Genomic DNA, 19,387 nt, shown 5'->3' on the forward strand with positions numbered 1-19,387 from the left:
TCTGCTGCTTTTTTATTTGTCATTTTTGTCAACCTGCTTTCTTTCCTCATGCTTGTTATTATACCAATGTTCTACCTCTAAAACCATATCTTGCAGGGGTAGTTTAGTGACAGAAATTTGGGGTAATGCACGCAAAAATTCTGTTCCATACGATTTTGTTTCGATTCGGCGGTCCAATACCACAAAAATGCCTTTATCTTCCGAAGATCTGATCAATCTTCCAAATCCTTGTTTGAACCTTAAGATCGCCTCGGGCAAAGAGAGTTCGGAAAATGCATTCTTGCCTTGTTGCTGAAGGACCGCTGACTTTGCTTTAAAGGTTGGTTCTTCAGGTGCAGAGAACGGCAGTCTTACGACAACAACTGATGATAAACCATCGCCCGGTACATCTACTCCTTCCCAAAAGCTGTTCGTCCCAAATAACACAGAATGACTGAACTTCTGAAAAGCCTTTAATAAACGCATCCTGCTGCCATTGGTAACTCCTTGTGCAAAAATCATATAGTCATCCAGCAGTCCGCTTTCCTGAATTAACTCGACTGTTTTTCTCAACATATCCTGTGCGGTAAACAATACAAAACATCTACCCTCAGTAGAACGAACTATCTGGGTAATTGCCAATGCAACAGATTCAATATACTCAGACTGTGAAACGGATTGAATATCCGGCATATCATTAACGATGAATGCTTTAGCCCCTTTGTAATATTGCTTTGGTGCTTGCAGCATTTTAAGCGGCACATTTTCTTTAATACCTAATTGTTTGGCGATGAACCTTTCATTGTTGGGCACGGTTAAAGTACCTGAAGTCCAAATCACCGCGGCTTTCTCCCTTATAGGGTTAAAAAGTTGCTCCATTGTAGCCGAGATGGATATTGGTTTTTTCAGGACCCGGATGCTGCCTGGAAGGTTTCTTTGGTCGATTTCTATCCAAGTCGTATAATCATCATCTAATTCGATGAAGATTTCATCCCATTCACTCAGCTTCATTTTATACTCGCGCACAAAAAAGTCCCACTGTTCAAGAACCAGATTATGCTCCGGGGCAATTTGTTCAATATCCTTTTTGAAAAGCGTTGACATGCTATCTGCCAAGTCAATCCAGTGTTGCATGGCTTTGGAAAAATCGACTAAAAGCCCACGGTTTAACTCAAGCTCCTGGAAAAACGCTATTCTTTTGGGGTTTGATTTTGTTGTTTTGGCTACCGTTTTCATTTGAAAAACGATATCCTGCATGGATTTATCAAATAATTCAACCATCCCGATATACACTTTTTCCAATTGATGAAATGCCTTCAAAGGGATTCTTTGTTTTTTTACGGCAATCTTTTGAAATGTAGAGAATAATTCCTGATCAGTTGATAACCCAATCCGACCGAATAAATACTTCCAATTGGTAAAGGTAAAAATGGCTTGTTCCCGTTGTTCTGCTGCTTGAACAAACTGATGCGCTTCATCGATAATCCAGCCGTCGATTTCATCGAATATCGGTTCATGGCGAACAAGGTCCGCAAGTAGCATAGAATGGTTTGTAATGATCAGGTCGGCTTCTGCACTCTCCTGAATTGCTCGGTCATAGTAATCAAAAGCGTGCTTTTTTCCGCTGCTTTCGCTGTTTTTCCGGATCTTATCAATAAACAGCTGTCCCCCACCAGAACAATTCAGCTCCGACAGATCTCCTGTCTGTGTTTTCGATAGCCAGACAAGCACTTGCAGGATTGTTAGGGTTTCATCATAGGATAGATCCTGGCTTTTCATTAACTGTTCAAAGAGCGCAACATCCACATAATTTTTCTTTCCTTTTAACAAGGTTACATTGATTGGACGCCCAATAATTTTTTCTATTTTTGGAATTTCGTTGTTGAGGAGCTGTTCAAGTAAGTTCGTTGTATACGTACTAATACATACTTTACGGTTATTTTGTTTGGCATAGAGTACGGAAGGCAATAAATAGCCAATTGTTTTTCCGATACCTGTCGAAGCCTCAATCAACACTTCGGATTTGTCATTTAAATTTTCCCAAATAACATCCATCATCTCGAATTGCCCTTGCCGCTCTTCGAACCGGTCCATGGCTCGTTGAAATAGACCTACTTTTTCGGCCGAAGTGCGAGGATAAACCATTCCTTCTTGTACATCTATTGCACTTTGGGCCGGTTTCTTTAATGCAAGTTTGTTGTAATAAACATAATCGTCTTCTTTAGCCATTTTTCTCCTCTTGATCTGTAAAGCTTCAAAGAACAACTGAGAAATATTCGACTTTAAGCGAAATGATTTTTTATGCATTTGTTCCAAAGTAACCTGCGGAAGCGATAGAAGCTCTTCCCAGCATTCTTTTAATAATAATGCACACGCTTTTGCGTCATCATCAGCGCGATGGGCATTGTTAAGCGGGATATTTAACTCTGCAGCTAAATCTCCTAATTTATAGCTTAATGAAGATGGAAATAATATTTTGGCCAATTCCACTGTATCAATTTTCTTCCCATTCCAATTTGGCAATCCAACACGCCTAAATTCACCTTGCAGAAAGGATAAATCAAAATCAGTGTTATGTGCTACAAACACTGCATCCTGCAAAAGCTCATATATATAATCCGCATGTGCCTCAAATGGGCTGGCATCTTGTACATCTATATCAGTAATATTCGTTAAATCTTGTATAAAAAGCGGGATGGACTTTCCCGGATGAATGAATGATGTATAAGTCTTCTTGATACACCAATCCTCCATAATGACAATTGCAATTTGAATCATTCGGTCACCATTTGCCTGGGAATGACCCGTTGTTTCAATATCAACAATTGCATATTTTTGACTTTCCACCATTTTTCTCAACTCACAGTTTAAAATTTATTATTAATCGGTTGTATTGTTGGATCTTGAAATATTTTATGAACCAATCGGATTTTCCGAACTTGATAAGCGAATTTTATCATACCTGCAGTCAATCGGTCACCTTATGCCCATCTTGAAATTAAAAAGACCCCAAAGTCATGGAAACCTTTGAGGTTGAGGTAAGTTGCTATGTAAATTTAAAAAAGACTATTAAGAAAATGCTAATGGTATTACAGAAGCACTATTAACTGAGCAGTCGCAGCCATCAGCAAAAGCTGTGGATCATATTTCAAAACGAACACTTTTTGTTAGAAGGCCTATGCTCCAGCCTACCTAATATATGTATATGGATTTTTTATATTTTATAGCGTTATTTATAAATAAAAAGAGCAGGGGCTCATCTCCCTGCTCATAAAAACAAAGTACTCCGACAAATCCGTGTCGTAATGAGTACTTTGGTTGTAAAGTATAAACTTTACATAGGTTTGGCACCTATCGTTATTCTATATCAAGATTCATAGAAACTCAAGAGGAAATATATTCTGCAATACTATTTTATTGTAGCTTCCGGTTCATGGGAAATCATTTCTTTGATTCTATTATGCTCACCCATAATGGCTACTGTTGGTTTATGCCATTTTGCTTCCTCATTTGTAACATAGATATAGGAAATAATAATAACAATATCACCTCTTTGAACAAGTCTTGCTGCAGCACCATTCACACAAATTACACCACTGCCCCGCTCTCCTGCAATAATATAAGTTTCAAAACGGGCACCATTGTTATTATTGACAATATGCACCTTCTCATTTGGCAGCATCCCAACAGCATCCAGAATATCTTCATCGATCGTAATGGACCCTATATAATTTAAATCGGCTTGTGTTACCTGTGCCCGATGGATTTTACCGTTCATCATCATTCTAAACATATGCTGCTTCCCCTTTTAAAGAAAAAATAATATTATCTATCAATCTCGTTTTTCCTATATAAACTGCCGTTGCAAGCAAAAAGTGATCTGTTTCCTCTGTAACCCCTTTTAAATCCGGGTAAGATAGCAGCTCTATATAATCGATTTTTCCGGAACTTTTACTTTTAATATGATGTGACGCAAGTTTAATCGCTTCATCAGCGTCCCCATTCAATAGAAATTTTTCTTTGGCTATCACTATTGCTTCATAGATTACTGGTGCCACTTCACGTTCATGCTCTGATAAATAGACATTGCGCGATGATTTTGCCAACCCATCAGCTTCACGTACAATGGGCAGGGATCTGATTTCTAATGGGAAGTTGTAATCCCTTACTAAAGTTTGTATGATTGCCACCTGCTGTGCATCTTTCTGGCCAAAGTAAGCACGAGTTGGTTCTGTTATATGGAATAGCTTAGTGACCACTTGCAGCACCCCATCAAAATGTCCAGGTCTTGAAGCACCGCACAAAATTTCGGATTGTCTTCCAGCTCTTATCATAATGCCGCCATTTTCCGGATACATCTCTTCTGCAGACGGAGCAAAAATAATGTCAACTCCTACCGACTCAGCAAGTTGAACATCTCTATTTAAATCACGGGGATAGGATTCAAAGTCTTCGTTTGGCCCAAATTGGGTTGGATTAACAAAAATGCTCATAACCACAAGTTCATTTTCTTCTCTTGCTTTGCCTGCCAACGCTAAATGCCCCTCATGCAAAAAGCCCATGGTAGGAACCAAGCCAATGGATTTGCCATCTTTTTTTGCCTGGTGAATAGTAGCTTTCAATTGGGATATTGTGTGTATGATCATCATTTTTCCACGCCCCCATAAATTTGCGATAGCTCTTCATCCTTCATCGTAAAGCTGTGCTTCAATGTAGGGAAGGAGCCATCTTTTACTGCATTCTTATAGTTTTTAATCCCGCTTTCAACCTCTTCCCCTACAAACGAAAAGCTCTCAGCAAATTTAGGAATATGATGCTTCCCATAACGCAGTAAATCGTGATAAACAAGTACCTGCCCATCAGCAGAAGCACCGGCCCCGATACCAATTGTCGGAATCTTCAATGCCTTAGTAACCGCTTCAGTTAGCTGATGTGGAATGCATTCCAATACGACAGCACAGGCTCCTGCTGCTTCACATTCCTTTGCATCTTGTATTAATTTCATTGCTTGCTCAGCTGTTTTCCCCTGTACTTTATACCCACCTAGAACACTCGCTGACTGTGGCTGCAATCCTAAGTGTGCAACGACCGGGACTCCAGCGGTTGTTAACTTTTCAATCGCTGTTAATACAACGCCAGCACCCTCGAGCTTCAGAGCATTTGCACCAGTTTCCTGCATCATTCTGACCGCGGTTTTCAATGTCTCATTGGAATCCCCATGATACGATCCAAAAGGCATATCTACAACTACAAAAGTATCCTTTGCTCCACGTCTTACAGCTTTTGCATGGTGGATCATATCTTCGACTGTTACAGGGAGTGTTGAATCATACCCCAGAACAACCATTCCTAAGGAATCCCCTACTAAAATCGTATCAACTCCAGCCTCTTCAGCGAACTTTGCAGCAGGGTGGTCATAGGCCGTAATCATAACGATTTTTTCCCCTTCTGCTTTCATTTTTAAGAAGTCGCTCGTACTTTTCATCATTTTCTCCTCCTTTTTTAAGAAGAAAACATGAGAAGAACTGATTATCGACCATTAGCGATAATCAATGTTTTTCCCTTATGCCAAAGCCCGGCAAAGGAGCGGTGCCCCGGCATAAAAAAATCCCTCTGTCGGTAAAATAGACAGAAGGATTGCGTTGTTGTAATTCAAATCTTAACGCAGTTGTTTTCTTCCGTCCCTGTCTTTCATTAGATCAAGGCAGATCTTTTTGGTTAGTAAAGCGTGTAAAAAGGTACAGTTCAAAAATGATACTGTCCATACCGCTACTATAACAAGTTTTAAACTAATCGTATACAGATTTAAATGAAATTTATCACTATTTTAATTGGAAGATTTTTTGGAGAGGTCGTCCACAATAAAACCCTTCCACTTTTTAATGGAAGGGTTTTTTCATGAAAAATAATTTTTAAGAAATACTAGAATACCTTAGACCTTGTGCACACCTGTAGATGAAGAATTTGAAGAACGTACTTTCCCGCAACGAACGCAGCGATCTGTAAAATAACTGTATTTATGATAGCCAAGCATACGACAAAACAAAGAACTAATCATTTTCATAAAGCTAGTTCACCCCGAATCTAGTAATTATAAAGTCTATCAACTATTTTTCTTAATTATATATTCCTATATGTAATAGAAAATACCATAGTAATAGTAAAAATGTAATAATCAATTTGAATATTTTAACATTTTGTACTTTTCGATTATTCTGAAATTTAAATTCAGTAGACTTATTGACTATACAATAAAAAAACTCTTTTTCATCAGTGAATATTCACCTAAGAAAAAGAGTTTTTCGAATTTCCATGATATTATTCTTTTAGTTCAATGTCTGCCGAATAGACACTGCGGATTTCACCATTCTCAAGTTGTATCTCAAGAACTCCTGATTCTGTGATTCCAATTGCCTTTCCTTGAATCACATCCCTTAAAGTCGTTGCTTTAATTTGTTTACCGATTGTTCCCGATGCTTCTTCCCAAAGTTTCTTGATGGGAGCGAAACCCTCTGCCATATACAAATCACTATATTTCTCTAAATAGTTTAAAATGGTCCCAACTAGTTCAGCTCGATTTAAAGCTCTATCTTCTTCCATACCTAAAGAAGTTGCAATAGCATGCAGCTCTTCCGGAAAGTCGCCTTGCTGTTGATTTACATTGATTCCGATTCCGATTAATAAAGCTTGTACCCGATCCATCTCAGCAATCATTTCTGTTAGAATCCCTGTACATTTGCGTCCATTAATCAAAATATCATTTGGCCATTTGATGACCGGAGTAAAATTGCTGTAGAGTGATTTCATTGCATTCACAATTGCAACTGCGGCAACCAATGTAAATTGTGGTGCTTGGTGCGGCAATACGTCCGGTTTAATAATAACTGTCATCCAGATGCCTTTCCCTCTTGTCGATTCCCAAGGACGACTCATCCGTCCTTTGCCATCAGTTTGAGTTTCAGCTATGACAACCGTTCCATCCGGTGCCCCGGTTCGTGCTAGCTCATGCGCAATTGTTTGCGTTGTGGCACATTCCTGATAATAATGAATTGTTTGACCGAATCGTTCCGTTGATAGCAAGGATGCTATACTGGCAGCATCCACCCTGTCCGGTTTGCTTCTTAGAAGATAGCCCTTTTTCTTGATTGTATCAAAAGTATATCCTTCTTCTTGCAGGGACTGTAAATGTTTCCATACTGCCGTTCGGGAGATTCCTAGTTCTTCTGCCAGATTCTGGCCAGAAATCGGTTCACCCGAAGACAGCAGGAAACGTTTAAGTATTTTATCCTTCATTGATAAAGTCATTTATGAACCATTCCTTCAACTTCTCTTCGTCATTTTCTACATATCCATTCAACACGGCAATAGTTGCAGCATCCAGTGCTACTTTAATCCATGGACCCTTTTTCCTGGTAGTCCAGCTCATTAAATGATTGCCATTGATCGCTAGCTGATCAATGGCCTGCAATGGCAAGTTATTCTTAATTTCCCGTATTTTTTCCTTTTTAAAAGGCAGTCCTATATTCTGCCACCTTGCAAAATCATAAGCAGTTTCCAGTACTTCCAATTCATTTGTAAAGTAGTCCATTGCAGTCCAATTTTGCCGTAGCGCGTCAAACGCATTTAGCACTTTGCGGATATAGGTTTTTTCTCTATTCGACAATCGATAGAAATCTGCAATGTTTTGAAACTCCTGGCGGTTGAGCAGACATAAGTAAGCCCAACCCACCACTGGTTTCCCAGCCTTAAATATACGCCAATGCTCGAGCTGTTCTGCAAATTGCCCAACTAAAAATTTCGATAAATTTGTCTCGATTAGTGTTTGAAGCCCGTAATAGACATATTTACTTTTCCATATCTTTGCCAATTCCATCGAGATTCGTTCATTGGCGATAAAATCAATTAAATCGCTATCTACCTGAATTGCCTTTAAAGTTTCTTCTTCAATAGAAAACCCTAATTGTGCACAGAATCGAATTGCCCTTAACATTCGAAGGGCATCTTCGCGAAAACGGACATTTGGATTACCTACTGCACGAATCAACTTTTTATCAATATCTTCTTTGCCGCCAAACAAATCGATAATCTTGCCTTCTTTTGTAAAGGCCATTGCGTTGATTGTAAAGTCGCGTCGTTGTAGATCGTCTTCCAGATTACGAACAAATGCTACTTCTTCCGGTCTCCGATAATCGCTATATGTACCATCCGTACGATAGGTTGTTACTTCAATTGGTTCGCCTTCGTCCAATACTAAAACGGTCCCGTGCTCAATTCCGACATCCACTGTCGATGTAAAGATGCCTTTTATCTCAGTAGGCAGGGCATTCGTCGCTACGTCCACATCATTGACTGGTCTTTGCAATAGGTAATCACGTACCGCACCGCCAACAATCACTGCTTCGAAACCACTCTTTTCAATTTTGTCAATTACCCGTAATGCAACGTGCCATTCCTTCTTCACATTCATACACGAAGTGCCACCAATCGCTCATATAGTTGTTCATAATGATCAATAATCGGTTTTGCCAAGAACTTCGTTTGAATGGAAGTAAGTGCAGCTTGCCGGAATTGAATTAATTTCTCTTCGTCCTTCAATAATTCAATCGCATATTTGGCTGCTCCCTCAGTATCACCTGGTTCAATGATAAAACCGTTTTCCCCATGTTGAATAACTTCGGGTATGCCGCCCACGTTTGTTCCAATTCCTGGAACACCACAGGCCATTCCCTCCAATAAAACCAAACCGAAAGACTCGGTTTCCGACATAAGTAATTTTAAGTCGCTTAAGCCGAATAATTCTGCTACGTTTTCTTGTTTTCCTAAAAACAGGACATCCTCTTTAAATGGTGAGGACTTTACTAAATCCACCATTCTTTGTTTTTCTGGACCGTCTCCAACCAATAGCAGTTTGGCAGGCATTTCTTCCCGTACTTTAAAGAAGGTATTGATGATATCCGGCAGGTTCTTGATTTTACGGAAATTCGATACATGAATCAATACACGTTCATTATCGCGAATGCCGTACTGCGCTTTTAAATTACTTGAATCGATTGGCTTAAATACAGATTCATCAACGAAATTATAAACAGTCTCTATTTCCTTCTTTGGATCTATTAACTGATAGGTCTGTTCTTTCAAGGCATCTGAAACAGCCGTCACAATATCAGACTTTTCAATTCCATACTTAATGGCTTGAGCCATGGTTGAGTCCTGGCCCAAAACAGAGATATCCGTTCCATGCAGGGTTGTAAGAATCCCTATATTTTCTCCACACATTTCACGAGCCAGTACCGCACATACAGCATGCGGGATTGCATAATGAACATGCAATACATCCAGCTTCTTTTCTTTAATAACATCAGCCATCTTGCTCGCCAGTGCTAGATCATAGGGAGGATATTGGAAAACGGAGTAGTTATTAACTTCAACTTCGTGGAAAAATACATTAGGGTAAATCTTGTTCAATCGAAATGGAACACTTGATGTAATAAAATGTATTTCATGTCCTCGCTCAGCAAGCATTTTTCCAAGTTCTGTTGCAAGAACTCCCGACCCGCCAACTGTTGGATAACATGTAATACCGATTTTCAATCTTCTCATCCGACGTTCATCCTCTCTATCCAAATAATTAATTGACTTAAAACCTTGAAAACAAATTAATTAATCAAATATGCGCAGATTCATTTATGCCCAATTTTTCAACAGAATTCAAACAAGCATCCGTGAGAAGTTCCTATATTTAGATTAACAGTTATTTATAATTCAAAAGTTTATTTGCTGCTCCTATTATTTACGTCTTTCCTGGATTAATCTCCAATCAACAAATCCTTCTTGCAGGCCTTTCAGCAGAATTTCTGCTGTGCCCATATTCGTTGCCAATGGAATGTGGTATACATCGCATAGTCGAACAAGTGCCGTCACATCAGGTTCATGTGGCTGGGCCGTCAACGGGTCCCGGAAGAAGATGACCATATCCATGTCATTGTTGGCGATCATGGAACCAATTTGCTGGTCGCCGCCTAATGGACCTGAACGAAATCTTGTTATTTCCAAGCCAACCTCATCTTGTATTCGCTGCCCTGTTGTCCCCGTTGCAAATAGTTCATGCTCAGATAATATCTCTTTATATGCTATTGCAAACTCAACTAGACTATCTTTTTTGCGATCATGTGCAATTAGAGCGATTTTCATGTTAAATCTCCATTCCTATAGGATATTTTCTAATCCGTATACTAATTCTTCCAGTGTCATAACTTTTTCGACACAGTAAACTACTCCACCCATAAAGGATTCTCGATTATAGGAATCATGTCGAATCGTAAGCATTTGCCCTTCTCCGCCGAATAGAACCTCTTGATGCGCTACCAAACCAGGTAAACGCACCGAGTGAATACGCATGCCTTCAAAATCTGCCCCTCTTGCACCCGGCATCGTTTCGGCTTCGAATTCATGGCCCTGTTTTGTTGCTTCACGCACTTCTGCAATCATTTGAGCAGTTTTTTTACCTGTACCGGAAGGAGCATCCAATTTACGATCATGATGTAATTCGATGATTTCAACATGGGGCATATATTTTGCAGCCTCTCTTGCAAATTTCATCATTAAGACAGCACCAATTGCAAAGTTCGGGGCTATAATACATCCCACTTTGTTAACCTTTGCCAAATTCGTCAACTCTTCCAATTGATCGTCGGTAAATCCAGTTGTTCCAACAACCGTTCGAACATTGTGCAGCATTGCTTCTTTCGTATGCTCATATACAGAGTGTGGATTTGTCAGATCAATTAATACATCAGGTTTTGTTTCGGTAATTAGTTGAGTTAAATTCGTATAGATAGGGACATCCAGATTGGATGGAAACATTTCAAGTTCAGCCAAACTTTCTCCTACATGCTTGTAATCCAACGCCGCGACAAGTTCCATTTCTTCACGGTTACAAACAGTCTTTACTGCTTCTGACCCCATTTTCCCTCTGCTTCCTGCTATTGCTACTCGAATTGTCATAATTGCTCATCCTTTCATATCCATAATGGAATCCCCTGTACGATAATTCGTCTTTGCTATTAAAAGTATCTTCTACTTGGATACCAGATACAACTTCATAACATACTAAATTGAAGAAAAGGCCCTTTATTGTTTATTGGATTTTACTTCAGTACGATTGCTATTTGGGTTATTTAATTTGGTATTTTACATAGTTCGAGGATTGTTTCTAATAGCATTAAAATGGGAAGACATAACTAATTCTTGATTTTTACTATGTACTTATCTCTTGTGTTGCGCGAGTAAATATCTATTCGTCATCATACCACGCACTTAGTAACATCGTATATAATAAAGGGCTATGTTGTCAAAAGAAGAAAAATACAACATAATAAGGTGTAACTGCATTTTTGAGGAATGTTTATGTCCACTAATTGTTGGTTGACCTAAACGGGCTTTTACTTGCAGTAGTCCCTACCGTACTGCAAGTTAATGTGGGGTAAGGTGAAACTGCATTTTGTGGATTATTTTTGACATTAGGCTAATTATGGGACAAATTAGCTATTTTCCGGTTTCTCCACCCCATTATTTTTAAATAGGGGTATCGGGGCAAACTACAAAATAATATTGGAATCGTGCAACTGGAAGCGAGAATGTATGGGGGTTTTTTATTGAAAGGCTTAAAGATCAAAAATATTATTGGAATATTATTGGGGGCAGCCATTTATAGCTTTGGCTTTGTGCATTTTAATATGCAGAATGAACTGGGTGAAGGTGGCTTTAGTGGAATCACGTTAATATTATACTTCACATTGCATTGGGATCCTGCCATATTGAATTTAATCCTCAATATCCCCATGTTCATACTGGGCTGGAAGCAATTTGGGCGCAAGGAATTTATTTACACGATTATTGGGACAGTAGCTGTATCTATTTTTCTTCGTATTTTCCAAGTATATCAATTTACCCTTGATCTACATGATGACTTGCTGTTGGCTTCATTATTTGCAGGGGTGTTCGTTGGTGTAGGATTGGGTATAATTTTTAGATGTGGAGGAACTACGGGCGGAGTGGATATTATCGCACGTGTGACGAACAAGCATATTGGTTGGAGTATGGGACGAACAATGTTCTTATTTGATGCGTTTGTTATTTTGGCATCCTGGATGACATTTTTGGATGCCCGGTCGATGATGTATACTCTTGTTGCCGTTTACGTTGGGGCCAGAGTGATTGACATGGTCCAGGAAGGTGCCTACACTGCAAAAGCTGCACTCATCATTTCAAATAACCCTGATGAAATTGCGAATGTAATTTCTGAAAAGATGGAAAGAGGGATTACAATTTTCCATGGGTATGGGCACTATACAAAGCAATCGAAGGATGTACTATACTGTATTGTCGCAAGAAATGAATTAGTACGGCTCAAATCAATAATACGCTCCATCGACCCAAATGCTTTTGTATCCATTATTGATGTAAATGATGTCACTGGAGAGGGTTTCAGAATTGATGAATAACAAAGAATCTTTCGGCTGAAACTATAATTCACTTAACCTTAAGAGGGTTCATCTATAAATAATTAAATGGGAGCGCTTGGATTATCAACATTCCAAGCGCTCATTTTTTATTGCATTTTACTTTTTAGGGTGTTAAAAATTGTTAAAAATAGGTGATTATTCATCTGCCTTCGACAAAACTTCATTTACATAGCGAGCAACCTCATCTATTTCTTCCTCTGTTAGAATTGTTCCGAATGCGGGCATTGTGGAGCCGCCATTTTTAATTCGATCAACAACTTCTTCATAGTTTTCCGCCAATTCACTTAGTTGCAGATTTGGCCCATTATGTCCGTTTTCACCCATATTTCCATGACATGATAGGCAGTTTCCTTCGTAAACGGAAAGGCCTAATTCATAAGAATCACTTGTCTCGCCAGTTGTTTCCGGTTCTGTTGGTTCTTCATCAGTAGCTACGTCGTCCTTAGCTTCACCATTGCTTTTTTCCGAAGCATCAATTGGTGTTCCATCCCAGCCGCCATTAAGTTTGAACGTATATACTTTATCTCCATGAACAGAGCCGGCTAAAGAATTCCCTGCAGCAAAGATTGACAGATATTGTTCACCATCAATCTCATAGGTAACAGATGGAGCGTTCGCACCTGCATCCATCTTGTAGCTCCATACTTCTTCCCCTGTTTTTGCATTGAAACCGATTAGACGTCCATCATTGTGGCCGACAAAGATTATATCCCCAGCTGTTGCAAGTATCCCTGAATACGCATTAGTATCCCAAACAACTTGCCATGCAATGGTATTGGTTTTTACATCCATTGCCGTAACCGTTCCGCGAGTTGGGGCATCGGAAACCGGAACCATTATACTGCCTATATACATTCCGCCTTCTTCATAGATATCTTCATCCATGCGAGACAGTGCAATATATCCGTCTGTACCTAAAACATAGAAATATTCTGTTTCAGGAGAGTAGGCTGACGGTGGCCAGTTAGCACCTCCGAAAGCGGATGGTTTTAAGGTAATTGGTTCATCCCAGAAAGGTGTAAAAATAGAACCGATTTCTCCCTCAAAATCATCACTTAAATCACGTGCTACATCTTCTTCTGTTACTGCTTGTGGAACAAAGGAATCCCCCACCGGGAACGGCTGGGTTGGAGAGGTCTTCTGTTCAGCAAGCTGAGGCACCTCTTTTTCCTCAATACCTATTAATGGTTCCCCTGTTTCGCGATCCAGGAAATAGATCCACCCGGTCTTACCAGCTTCTCCAAGTGCTTTTCTAGTTTCTCCATTGATTTCTACATCAAATAGTATAACTGGGTTTGTAGGATCCAAGTCCCATATATCATGATGTACTTGTTGGAAATGCCATACATAGTCACCCGTTTCAGCATTTAAAGCAACAATGGAGTTTGCATAAAGATTATCCCCTTCTCGTTTGCTTCCATCCAAATCCGGGGCGGTATTGCCTGTTACAAAATAGATATATCCAAGCTCTGGATCGACTGCTGGCGTGTTCCAAACCGGGGCACCGCCATGTAGCCAGTTTTTATTTTCATCATCGGGCCATGTGTCCCCATTCTTTTCATAAGGTGTTGGAATTGTATACCAGCGCCATACTTCGTGACCGAATTCTGCATCATAGGCCATAATCCTTCCGCGGATTCCGTATTCCCCACCAGCAACCCCAGTGTAGACCTTGCCGTTATAGTAAAGAGGTGCACTTGTAATCGTATAGCCTTCTTCCCAATCTGCTACTTCGGTTTCCCACAGCAGCTCACCTGTTTGTTGGTCTAAAGCTATTAGTCTAGCATCCAGTAACCCAGCAAAAACCTTACCATCCGCTACCGCTACACCGCGAGTCGTCCAGCCACAACAAACTGTATCAAGCTTTTCCTCAATTTCAGGGCGATACTCCCAAATCTTCTCCCCGGTTTTTGCATCCAATGCCAAGACATCATTTTCAGCAGTGGCAATATACATAACGCCATCAACGACAATAGGTGTTGCTTCACCGGAAAACTTCATATCAAGACTGGCACCTAAACTCGTTACCCACTCTGGCTTTAAATCATTAATTGTCTCGAGATTAACCTGGTCAAGTTCTGAAAAGCGCCGATTGTAGTAGTCGCCTCCGTGGGTTATCCATTCTTCTTTAGCATAGTCCACATTTATATCCGGTTGACTGGGACTTTTACCATTGTTTTCTTCTGCTTCTTCTGTTGTTGTTTCGATAATGAATTCACCACTATCTTCTTCAGGTTTGAGATCTTCTAAACTATTCTTTGTTAATACACCTGCATAAAAAGCAAGACCTGCGATAACAATTATTCCAACAAAACTAAACAACAGCACCTTGGAAAAACTAAATTTCATTTCTCTCCCCCCTTATATTTGCTATGCAAAGCACATGATGGCGCTTTCATAATTTAGGAATATTTCTCTACATTCTATTAATCTAGCGTACTAGTTATTATTTGAATGAAAAAATTTTTTCCTTTAAGGCAAGGCTTTGTTAAAGAATAATGTTGTTATTTGTTTTTCTCAAACATTCGTTCTATAACGGAGGTCAGGTTAAATCAATATTGGGAAGGAAAAAGGGATATAGAAAGGGAACTATTTGAAATACAGGATGAAATAAAGGAGAGAAGGCTATGAGTAAATCATTTATTGAACAAGTACATTATATTAGAATTCCCGTAAAAGATTTAGAACTGTCTGTACAATGGTATCAAGATGTTTTAGGGCTCCAATTGCTAAACAATACAGAAGAACTTGCAATTTTAAAAGTAAATGAAGGACCTTTCTTACTTATATTAGTCCCTACCGAAGATGAAACATTTGCACATTTTACAATTAATAATGAACAAGAATTTAGCATTGCCTTTACAAGTCCAGAATTATCAAATTTTCATCAACACTTAATCGATAATCAAGTTAAAGTCGAGGATATAAAAGAAGATAATGGTCATGCCTTTTTCCATTTTTTTGACCCGAGTGGTAATAAACTTCAAGTACACTGGTAAGATTATTATAAATTAATTATCTTACTTCATTAACAGGTGCCTTAACGGGATAAGTACGGGAACGTCCAGATTAGTTGTTCCCATATTTTAATGCAAAAAAGAACTCGCACCACTGAGTGGAATCCCCTTCTTAAAATAAAAATAAAAAAGCCCCGAAGGTATGCTGACCATACCTTTGGGACAAATCTTTTTAAGTCATTTTTTAGTCATCAGATCTCATACCCGTGTATATTAGGATTAATCGTAATAACTCCAAGACTGCAACTGCTGCTGCTGCAACATAAGTCATTGCTGCTGCATTTAGTACTTTTTTCGCAGCACGCTCTTCATTATTTGGAATAATACCTAAAGACACGACTTCATTCATCGCACGTTTCGAAGCATCGAATTCGACCGGTAAAGTTACTACCTGGAATAAAACTCCTGCTAAAAGCAAGACAATCCCTAATAATAGAAAACCTGAACTAGACGCAAAAATACCAATCATCACAAATATCCAGGATGCATTCGACGTTATATTAGCTACAGGTGCTAATTTTGAACGTATATTTAAAAACGAGTAAGCTTCTTTATGCTGAATTGCGTGACCAACCTCGTGTGCAGCAACTGCAATGCCCGCAATTGACGATTCATAGTAGTTACTTTCTGACAAAGCAACTGTTTTCGTTGCTGGATTATAATGATCCGATAAAACACCTTGTGTCGGTACCACTCGAACATCAAATAAACCATGGTGATCTAAAATCTGTCGTGCTACTTGAGCACCAGTCATCATTTTTGAAGATTGCACTTGAGAAAATTTCTTGTAAGTACTTCTTACTTTCATCTGTGCATAAATTGGCAAAATCAGGATAATTAGAAAGTAAACAATATACATTCCTGCTGTCAATTGACCTCTTCCTTTCTAATAGATTACTATACTACTAATTTTAATAGCTCACTGTTGGTTATGCAAATATTCACGCCCATTAGATGTGAGAAAAGAATAAGCCAAAGAATAGAGATATTATTTTCGATTAAACTGTTCCTGATACATATTACGATTATTAGTATAAACAAAATAAGCAATTGCAATGCAAACTATTGATAGCCAAAATGTAAAATAACCGATTTGGCTTGAATATTGGCTTAGAACGCTATAGGTAGGCATTTGTCCAAATACATAATCAATCACATCATTATGCAATGTCCAGATAGCCGCGATTGCAATATGAATCATGCTGAAACGATATTTTGCCATGTAAAGTATCGCTTGAACAGCCATTAATCCATGGGAGAAAACAAGCATCCAACCAGCTGGACCAATTGAGCCAATCTCCGCCAACGTCAATAAATTCATAACAACAGCCCATACCCCGTACTTGACAAGTGTTATTAAGGCTAGCGCTTCAATTAGCTTAAAATGTTTTCCAAATATCCAACCAAGTACTGCAATCGAAAAAAACAAACTTGCTGTTGGGCTATCTGGAACAAATATTAGAAATTTAGGTTCAGTTCTGGATAATTGCGAACCATACCAAATATAACCATAGATTGTACCAAGAAAGTTGATCAAAAATAATAGCGTCAAAAATGAACGATGTGTTAATAAAAACCATGATTGACTTAAAAATGACTTCATTTTCTATTCCCCTTATTATTCCTCTAAATTTTAAAAAATTATGTATATTTTCTTACAATTCAACATATGAAATAGAAATAACTAAAAGAGAAGAGAGCCAGTTTCCCGACTCTCTTTTTTAAAAATATTATTCTTCGGCTTTTAGACTAGCGATGAATTCAGCTAATACTTGAAGTTCTTCATCAGTACCTGCAAATTGGCCTGCCGGCATTGCGCCACGACCATTTTTGATTACTTCTGCAACCTCTTCAGCTGTTAATTCGTTACCTACTAGAGCAGGAGCTGCTCCTCCACCTTGCATATCAGCACCGTGACATGCGATACAAGATTTACCTTGTTCACCAGAGAAAATTAAGAAACCTTCTGCAGTTTCGTCAATTTCAATGTCCACTTCTTCTTTAATTTCACCTTGCTTTGCTGCAGCTTCCCAGTCATGGTTAACTACTGACTCCCAAGTTAAGAAAATCATTGCAGCTAGTGCTAACAGCATAAATGCAGTTGGTAGTGGACGTTTTGATGGACGACGTTCAGGACCTTTGTCCAAGAACGGCATTAACATTAATGCACCAATCGTTAGACCTGGCATAATAATCGCACCGATTACATTGTATGGACCTGATGCATAAGTGTATTTTAATAATTGGTACAAGAATAGGAAGTACCAGTCTGGTAATGGAATATATGAAGCATTAGTTGGATCTGCCGGACCTTCAAGTGGTGAAGGATGTGCGACAGTTAATAATAAATATCCAATTAAGAAAACTGCACCAACCATCCATTCTTTTAATAAGAAGTCAGGCCAGAAAGCTTCTGTTTTACCTGGATACTCGGAATAATCTTTAGGCATATTCACCATACGGTTATTTGCTTTAACGCGTGAATCACCTACGAATTTCATCCCTTTTCCGCGATGCATAGTGTCCCCTCCTTTAGAAAATCATAGACCATTTCATTAATTTTGAAATTGAATCAAAGTGGTCCAGAAATACCTTGACGACGAATCATAATAAAGTGTGCTGCGAGTAATGCGAATAATGCTGCAGGTAAGAAGAATACATGAATTGCGAAGAAACGTGTTAACGTTTGAGCACCAATTATTGTAGCATCCCCAGCAAGTAAAACTTTAATAAGTTCTCCAATAAATGGAACGGAAGCAGCAATTTCAATACCTACTTTAGTAGCGAATAGCGCTTTCATATCCCAAGGCAATAAGTATCCTGTGAATCCTAATCCTAACATTACACAGAAAATTAAAACTCCCACAATCCAGTTTAACTCACGAGGTTTTTTATAAGAACCTGTGAAGAACACACGAAGTGTATGTAAGAACATCATTACGATAACTAATGAAGCTCCCCAGTGGTGCATACCACGTACGATTTCACCAAAAGCTACTTCGTTTTGTAAGTAATAAACTGATTTCCATGCATTTTCCACGTCCGGCACGTAGTACATTGTCAAGAACATACCCGATAAAATCTGGATAACTGTAATAAAGAATGTTAAACCACCGAAACAGTAAACAAATGCAGAGAAGTGATGTGCAGGGTTAACGTGCTCAGGCACTTCGTGGTCGGCAATATCACGCCAGATTGGAGTGATATCCAGTCGTTCATCGACCCAATCATAAATTTTATTTAGCACTGATGTCTACCCCCTTACTAATTAAACTAAATTATTTGCGATTTTTTTCCCAAGCAATAAAAAGCCATCTTTTTCTGATACTTCGTATGCATCTAATGGACCAAGTGGTGGTGTACCCGGAATGTTTTTACCAGTTTTTTCATAACGTCCACCGTGACAAGCACAGAAGAATTGATTTGGGTGCTCAGTATCACTATTCCAGTTAACAGTACAGCCTAAGTGTTTACAAACTGGCGATAGTGCTACGATAGAATCTCCACTTTTATAAACCCAAGCAGTATCAGTAACTTCTGATGTGTACCATGCATCAACTTGTTCATATGAAAAGTCAACTTTTACAGGCTCCTCTGTAAGATCTGCAACTTTTTGGCTAGTTTGTACAAAATCACCATCAGTTTTAGTTTGTAAAGCTGGATCAATTGCAAAGCGAACCATTGGCATTAAAATACCCGCCGCCATAAATCCACCAACACCAGTTAAAGTGTAGTTAAGAAATTGACGTCTTGAAACTCGATTGTTACTCATCCTTTTCCCCCCTCTAACTAAAAGGTCAGTCCAACGGACATACTTTTACAAATAGTAATTACTAGGACATATCTATGATATATCAATAAAATAGG

General features: G+C 38.9%; 17 protein-coding genes. 2 read left to right on the plus strand and 15 right to left on the minus strand.

Translation table 11 applies throughout. The features are described from left to right. Positions 1-12: 12 nt before the first annotated feature. The 9 genes from dinG to dapB all read right to left on the minus strand — a co-directional run bounded on the left by dinG (position 13) and on the right by dapB (position 10,983). Positions 13-2,829: an ATP-dependent DNA helicase DinG gene (gene dinG, locus QYB95_RS09860; protein WP_301138173.1), complete on the minus strand. Its 2,817-nt coding sequence runs from the start codon at positions 2,827-2,829 to the stop codon at positions 13-15. A gap of 559 nt (positions 2,830-3,388) precedes the next feature. Continuing rightward, entirely contained in the window at positions 3,389-3,772 is a 384-nt protein-coding gene (panD, locus tag QYB95_RS09865; protein ID WP_301138174.1) for an aspartate 1-decarboxylase, read from the minus strand. Beyond that, entirely contained in the window at positions 3,765-4,628 is an 864-nt protein-coding gene (gene panC, locus QYB95_RS09870) for a pantoate--beta-alanine ligase (protein ID WP_301138175.1), read from the minus strand. The genes panD and panC overlap by 8 nt, the downstream gene beginning before the upstream one ends. Then, a complete protein-coding gene (gene panB, locus QYB95_RS09875) occupies positions 4,625-5,464 on the minus strand; it encodes a 3-methyl-2-oxobutanoate hydroxymethyltransferase (protein WP_301138288.1) in 840 nt (279 codons plus the stop codon). Before panB ends, panC begins: the two co-directional genes overlap by 4 nt. 833 nt (positions 5,465-6,297) lie before the next feature. Further along, positions 6,298-7,284, minus strand: a complete 987-nt coding sequence (locus tag QYB95_RS09880; RefSeq protein ID WP_301138176.1) for a biotin--[acetyl-CoA-carboxylase] ligase — start codon at positions 7,282-7,284, stop codon at positions 6,298-6,300. Further along, positions 7,262-8,446 carry a CCA tRNA nucleotidyltransferase gene (locus tag QYB95_RS09885; RefSeq protein ID WP_301138177.1) on the minus strand — a complete coding sequence of 395 codons (1,185 nt, stop codon included), beginning with the start codon at positions 8,444-8,446 and terminating at the stop codon, positions 7,262-7,264. Before QYB95_RS09885 ends, QYB95_RS09880 begins: the two co-directional genes overlap by 23 nt. After that, positions 8,443-9,579, minus strand: a complete 1,137-nt coding sequence (bshA, locus tag QYB95_RS09890) for an N-acetyl-alpha-D-glucosaminyl L-malate synthase BshA (protein WP_301138178.1) — start codon at positions 9,577-9,579, stop codon at positions 8,443-8,445. The genes QYB95_RS09885 and bshA overlap by 4 nt, the downstream gene beginning before the upstream one ends. Positions 9,580-9,765: 186 nt before the next feature. Further along, a complete protein-coding gene (gene mgsA, locus QYB95_RS09895; RefSeq protein ID WP_301138179.1) occupies positions 9,766-10,170 on the minus strand; it encodes a methylglyoxal synthase in 405 nt (134 codons plus the stop codon). Positions 10,171-10,185: 15 nt separating this feature from the next. After that, entirely contained in the window at positions 10,186-10,983 is a 798-nt protein-coding gene (gene dapB, locus QYB95_RS09900; protein WP_301138180.1) for a 4-hydroxy-tetrahydrodipicolinate reductase, read from the minus strand. Between the two features lie 632 nt (positions 10,984-11,615). Here dapB and QYB95_RS09905 point away from each other — a divergent pair. Further along, positions 11,616-12,482 carry a YitT family protein gene (locus QYB95_RS09905; protein WP_301138181.1) on the plus strand — a complete coding sequence of 289 codons (867 nt, stop codon included), beginning with the start codon at positions 11,616-11,618 and terminating at the stop codon, positions 12,480-12,482. A 156-nt stretch (positions 12,483-12,638) separates the two neighbouring features. Here QYB95_RS09905 and QYB95_RS09910 read toward each other — a convergent pair whose 3' ends face one another. Beyond that, on the minus strand, positions 12,639-14,852 hold the full coding sequence (locus tag QYB95_RS09910; RefSeq protein ID WP_301138182.1) for an outer membrane protein assembly factor BamB family protein: 2,214 nt from the start codon (positions 14,850-14,852) through the stop codon (positions 12,639-12,641). A 278-nt stretch (positions 14,853-15,130) separates the two neighbouring features. Here QYB95_RS09910 and QYB95_RS09915 point away from each other — a divergent pair, with 278 nt between their 5' ends. Continuing rightward, positions 15,131-15,502 carry a VOC family protein gene (locus QYB95_RS09915; RefSeq protein WP_301138183.1) on the plus strand — a complete coding sequence of 124 codons (372 nt, stop codon included), beginning with the start codon at positions 15,131-15,133 and terminating at the stop codon, positions 15,500-15,502. 202 nt (positions 15,503-15,704) lie between these two features. Here QYB95_RS09915 and QYB95_RS09920 read toward each other — a convergent pair whose 3' ends face one another. The 5 genes from QYB95_RS09920 to QYB95_RS09940 all read right to left on the minus strand — a co-directional run bounded on the left by QYB95_RS09920 (position 15,705) and on the right by QYB95_RS09940 (position 19,292). After that, positions 15,705-16,379: a zinc metallopeptidase gene (locus tag QYB95_RS09920; protein WP_301138289.1), complete on the minus strand. Its 675-nt coding sequence runs from the start codon at positions 16,377-16,379 to the stop codon at positions 15,705-15,707. A gap of 129 nt (positions 16,380-16,508) precedes the next feature. Then, positions 16,509-17,123 carry a lipoprotein heptaprenylglyceryl N-acetyltransferase LhaT gene (gene lhaT, locus QYB95_RS09925; RefSeq protein ID WP_301138184.1) on the minus strand — a complete coding sequence of 205 codons (615 nt, stop codon included), beginning with the start codon at positions 17,121-17,123 and terminating at the stop codon, positions 16,509-16,511. A 127-nt stretch (positions 17,124-17,250) separates the two neighbouring features. Next, on the minus strand, positions 17,251-18,039 hold the full coding sequence (locus QYB95_RS09930) for a menaquinol-cytochrome c reductase cytochrome b/c subunit (RefSeq protein WP_301138185.1): 789 nt from the start codon (positions 18,037-18,039) through the stop codon (positions 17,251-17,253). Positions 18,040-18,092: 53 nt separating this feature from the next. After that, positions 18,093-18,767 (minus strand): menaquinol-cytochrome c reductase cytochrome b subunit, encoded by a 675-nt coding sequence (gene qcrB / locus QYB95_RS09935; RefSeq protein WP_107937155.1) that lies wholly within the window; start codon positions 18,765-18,767, stop codon positions 18,093-18,095. Positions 18,768-18,788: 21 nt separating this feature from the next. After that, positions 18,789-19,292, minus strand: coding sequence for a QcrA and Rieske domain-containing protein (locus QYB95_RS09940; RefSeq protein ID WP_301138186.1), 504 nt, complete (start codon positions 19,290-19,292; stop codon positions 18,789-18,791). Between the last annotated feature and the right edge of the window lie 95 nt (positions 19,293-19,387).

Origin of the sequence: Ureibacillus aquaedulcis (genome assembly GCF_030418165.1) — a bacterium.
GTDB classification, from domain to species: domain Bacteria; phylum Bacillota; class Bacilli; order Bacillales_A; family Planococcaceae; genus Ureibacillus; species Ureibacillus aquaedulcis.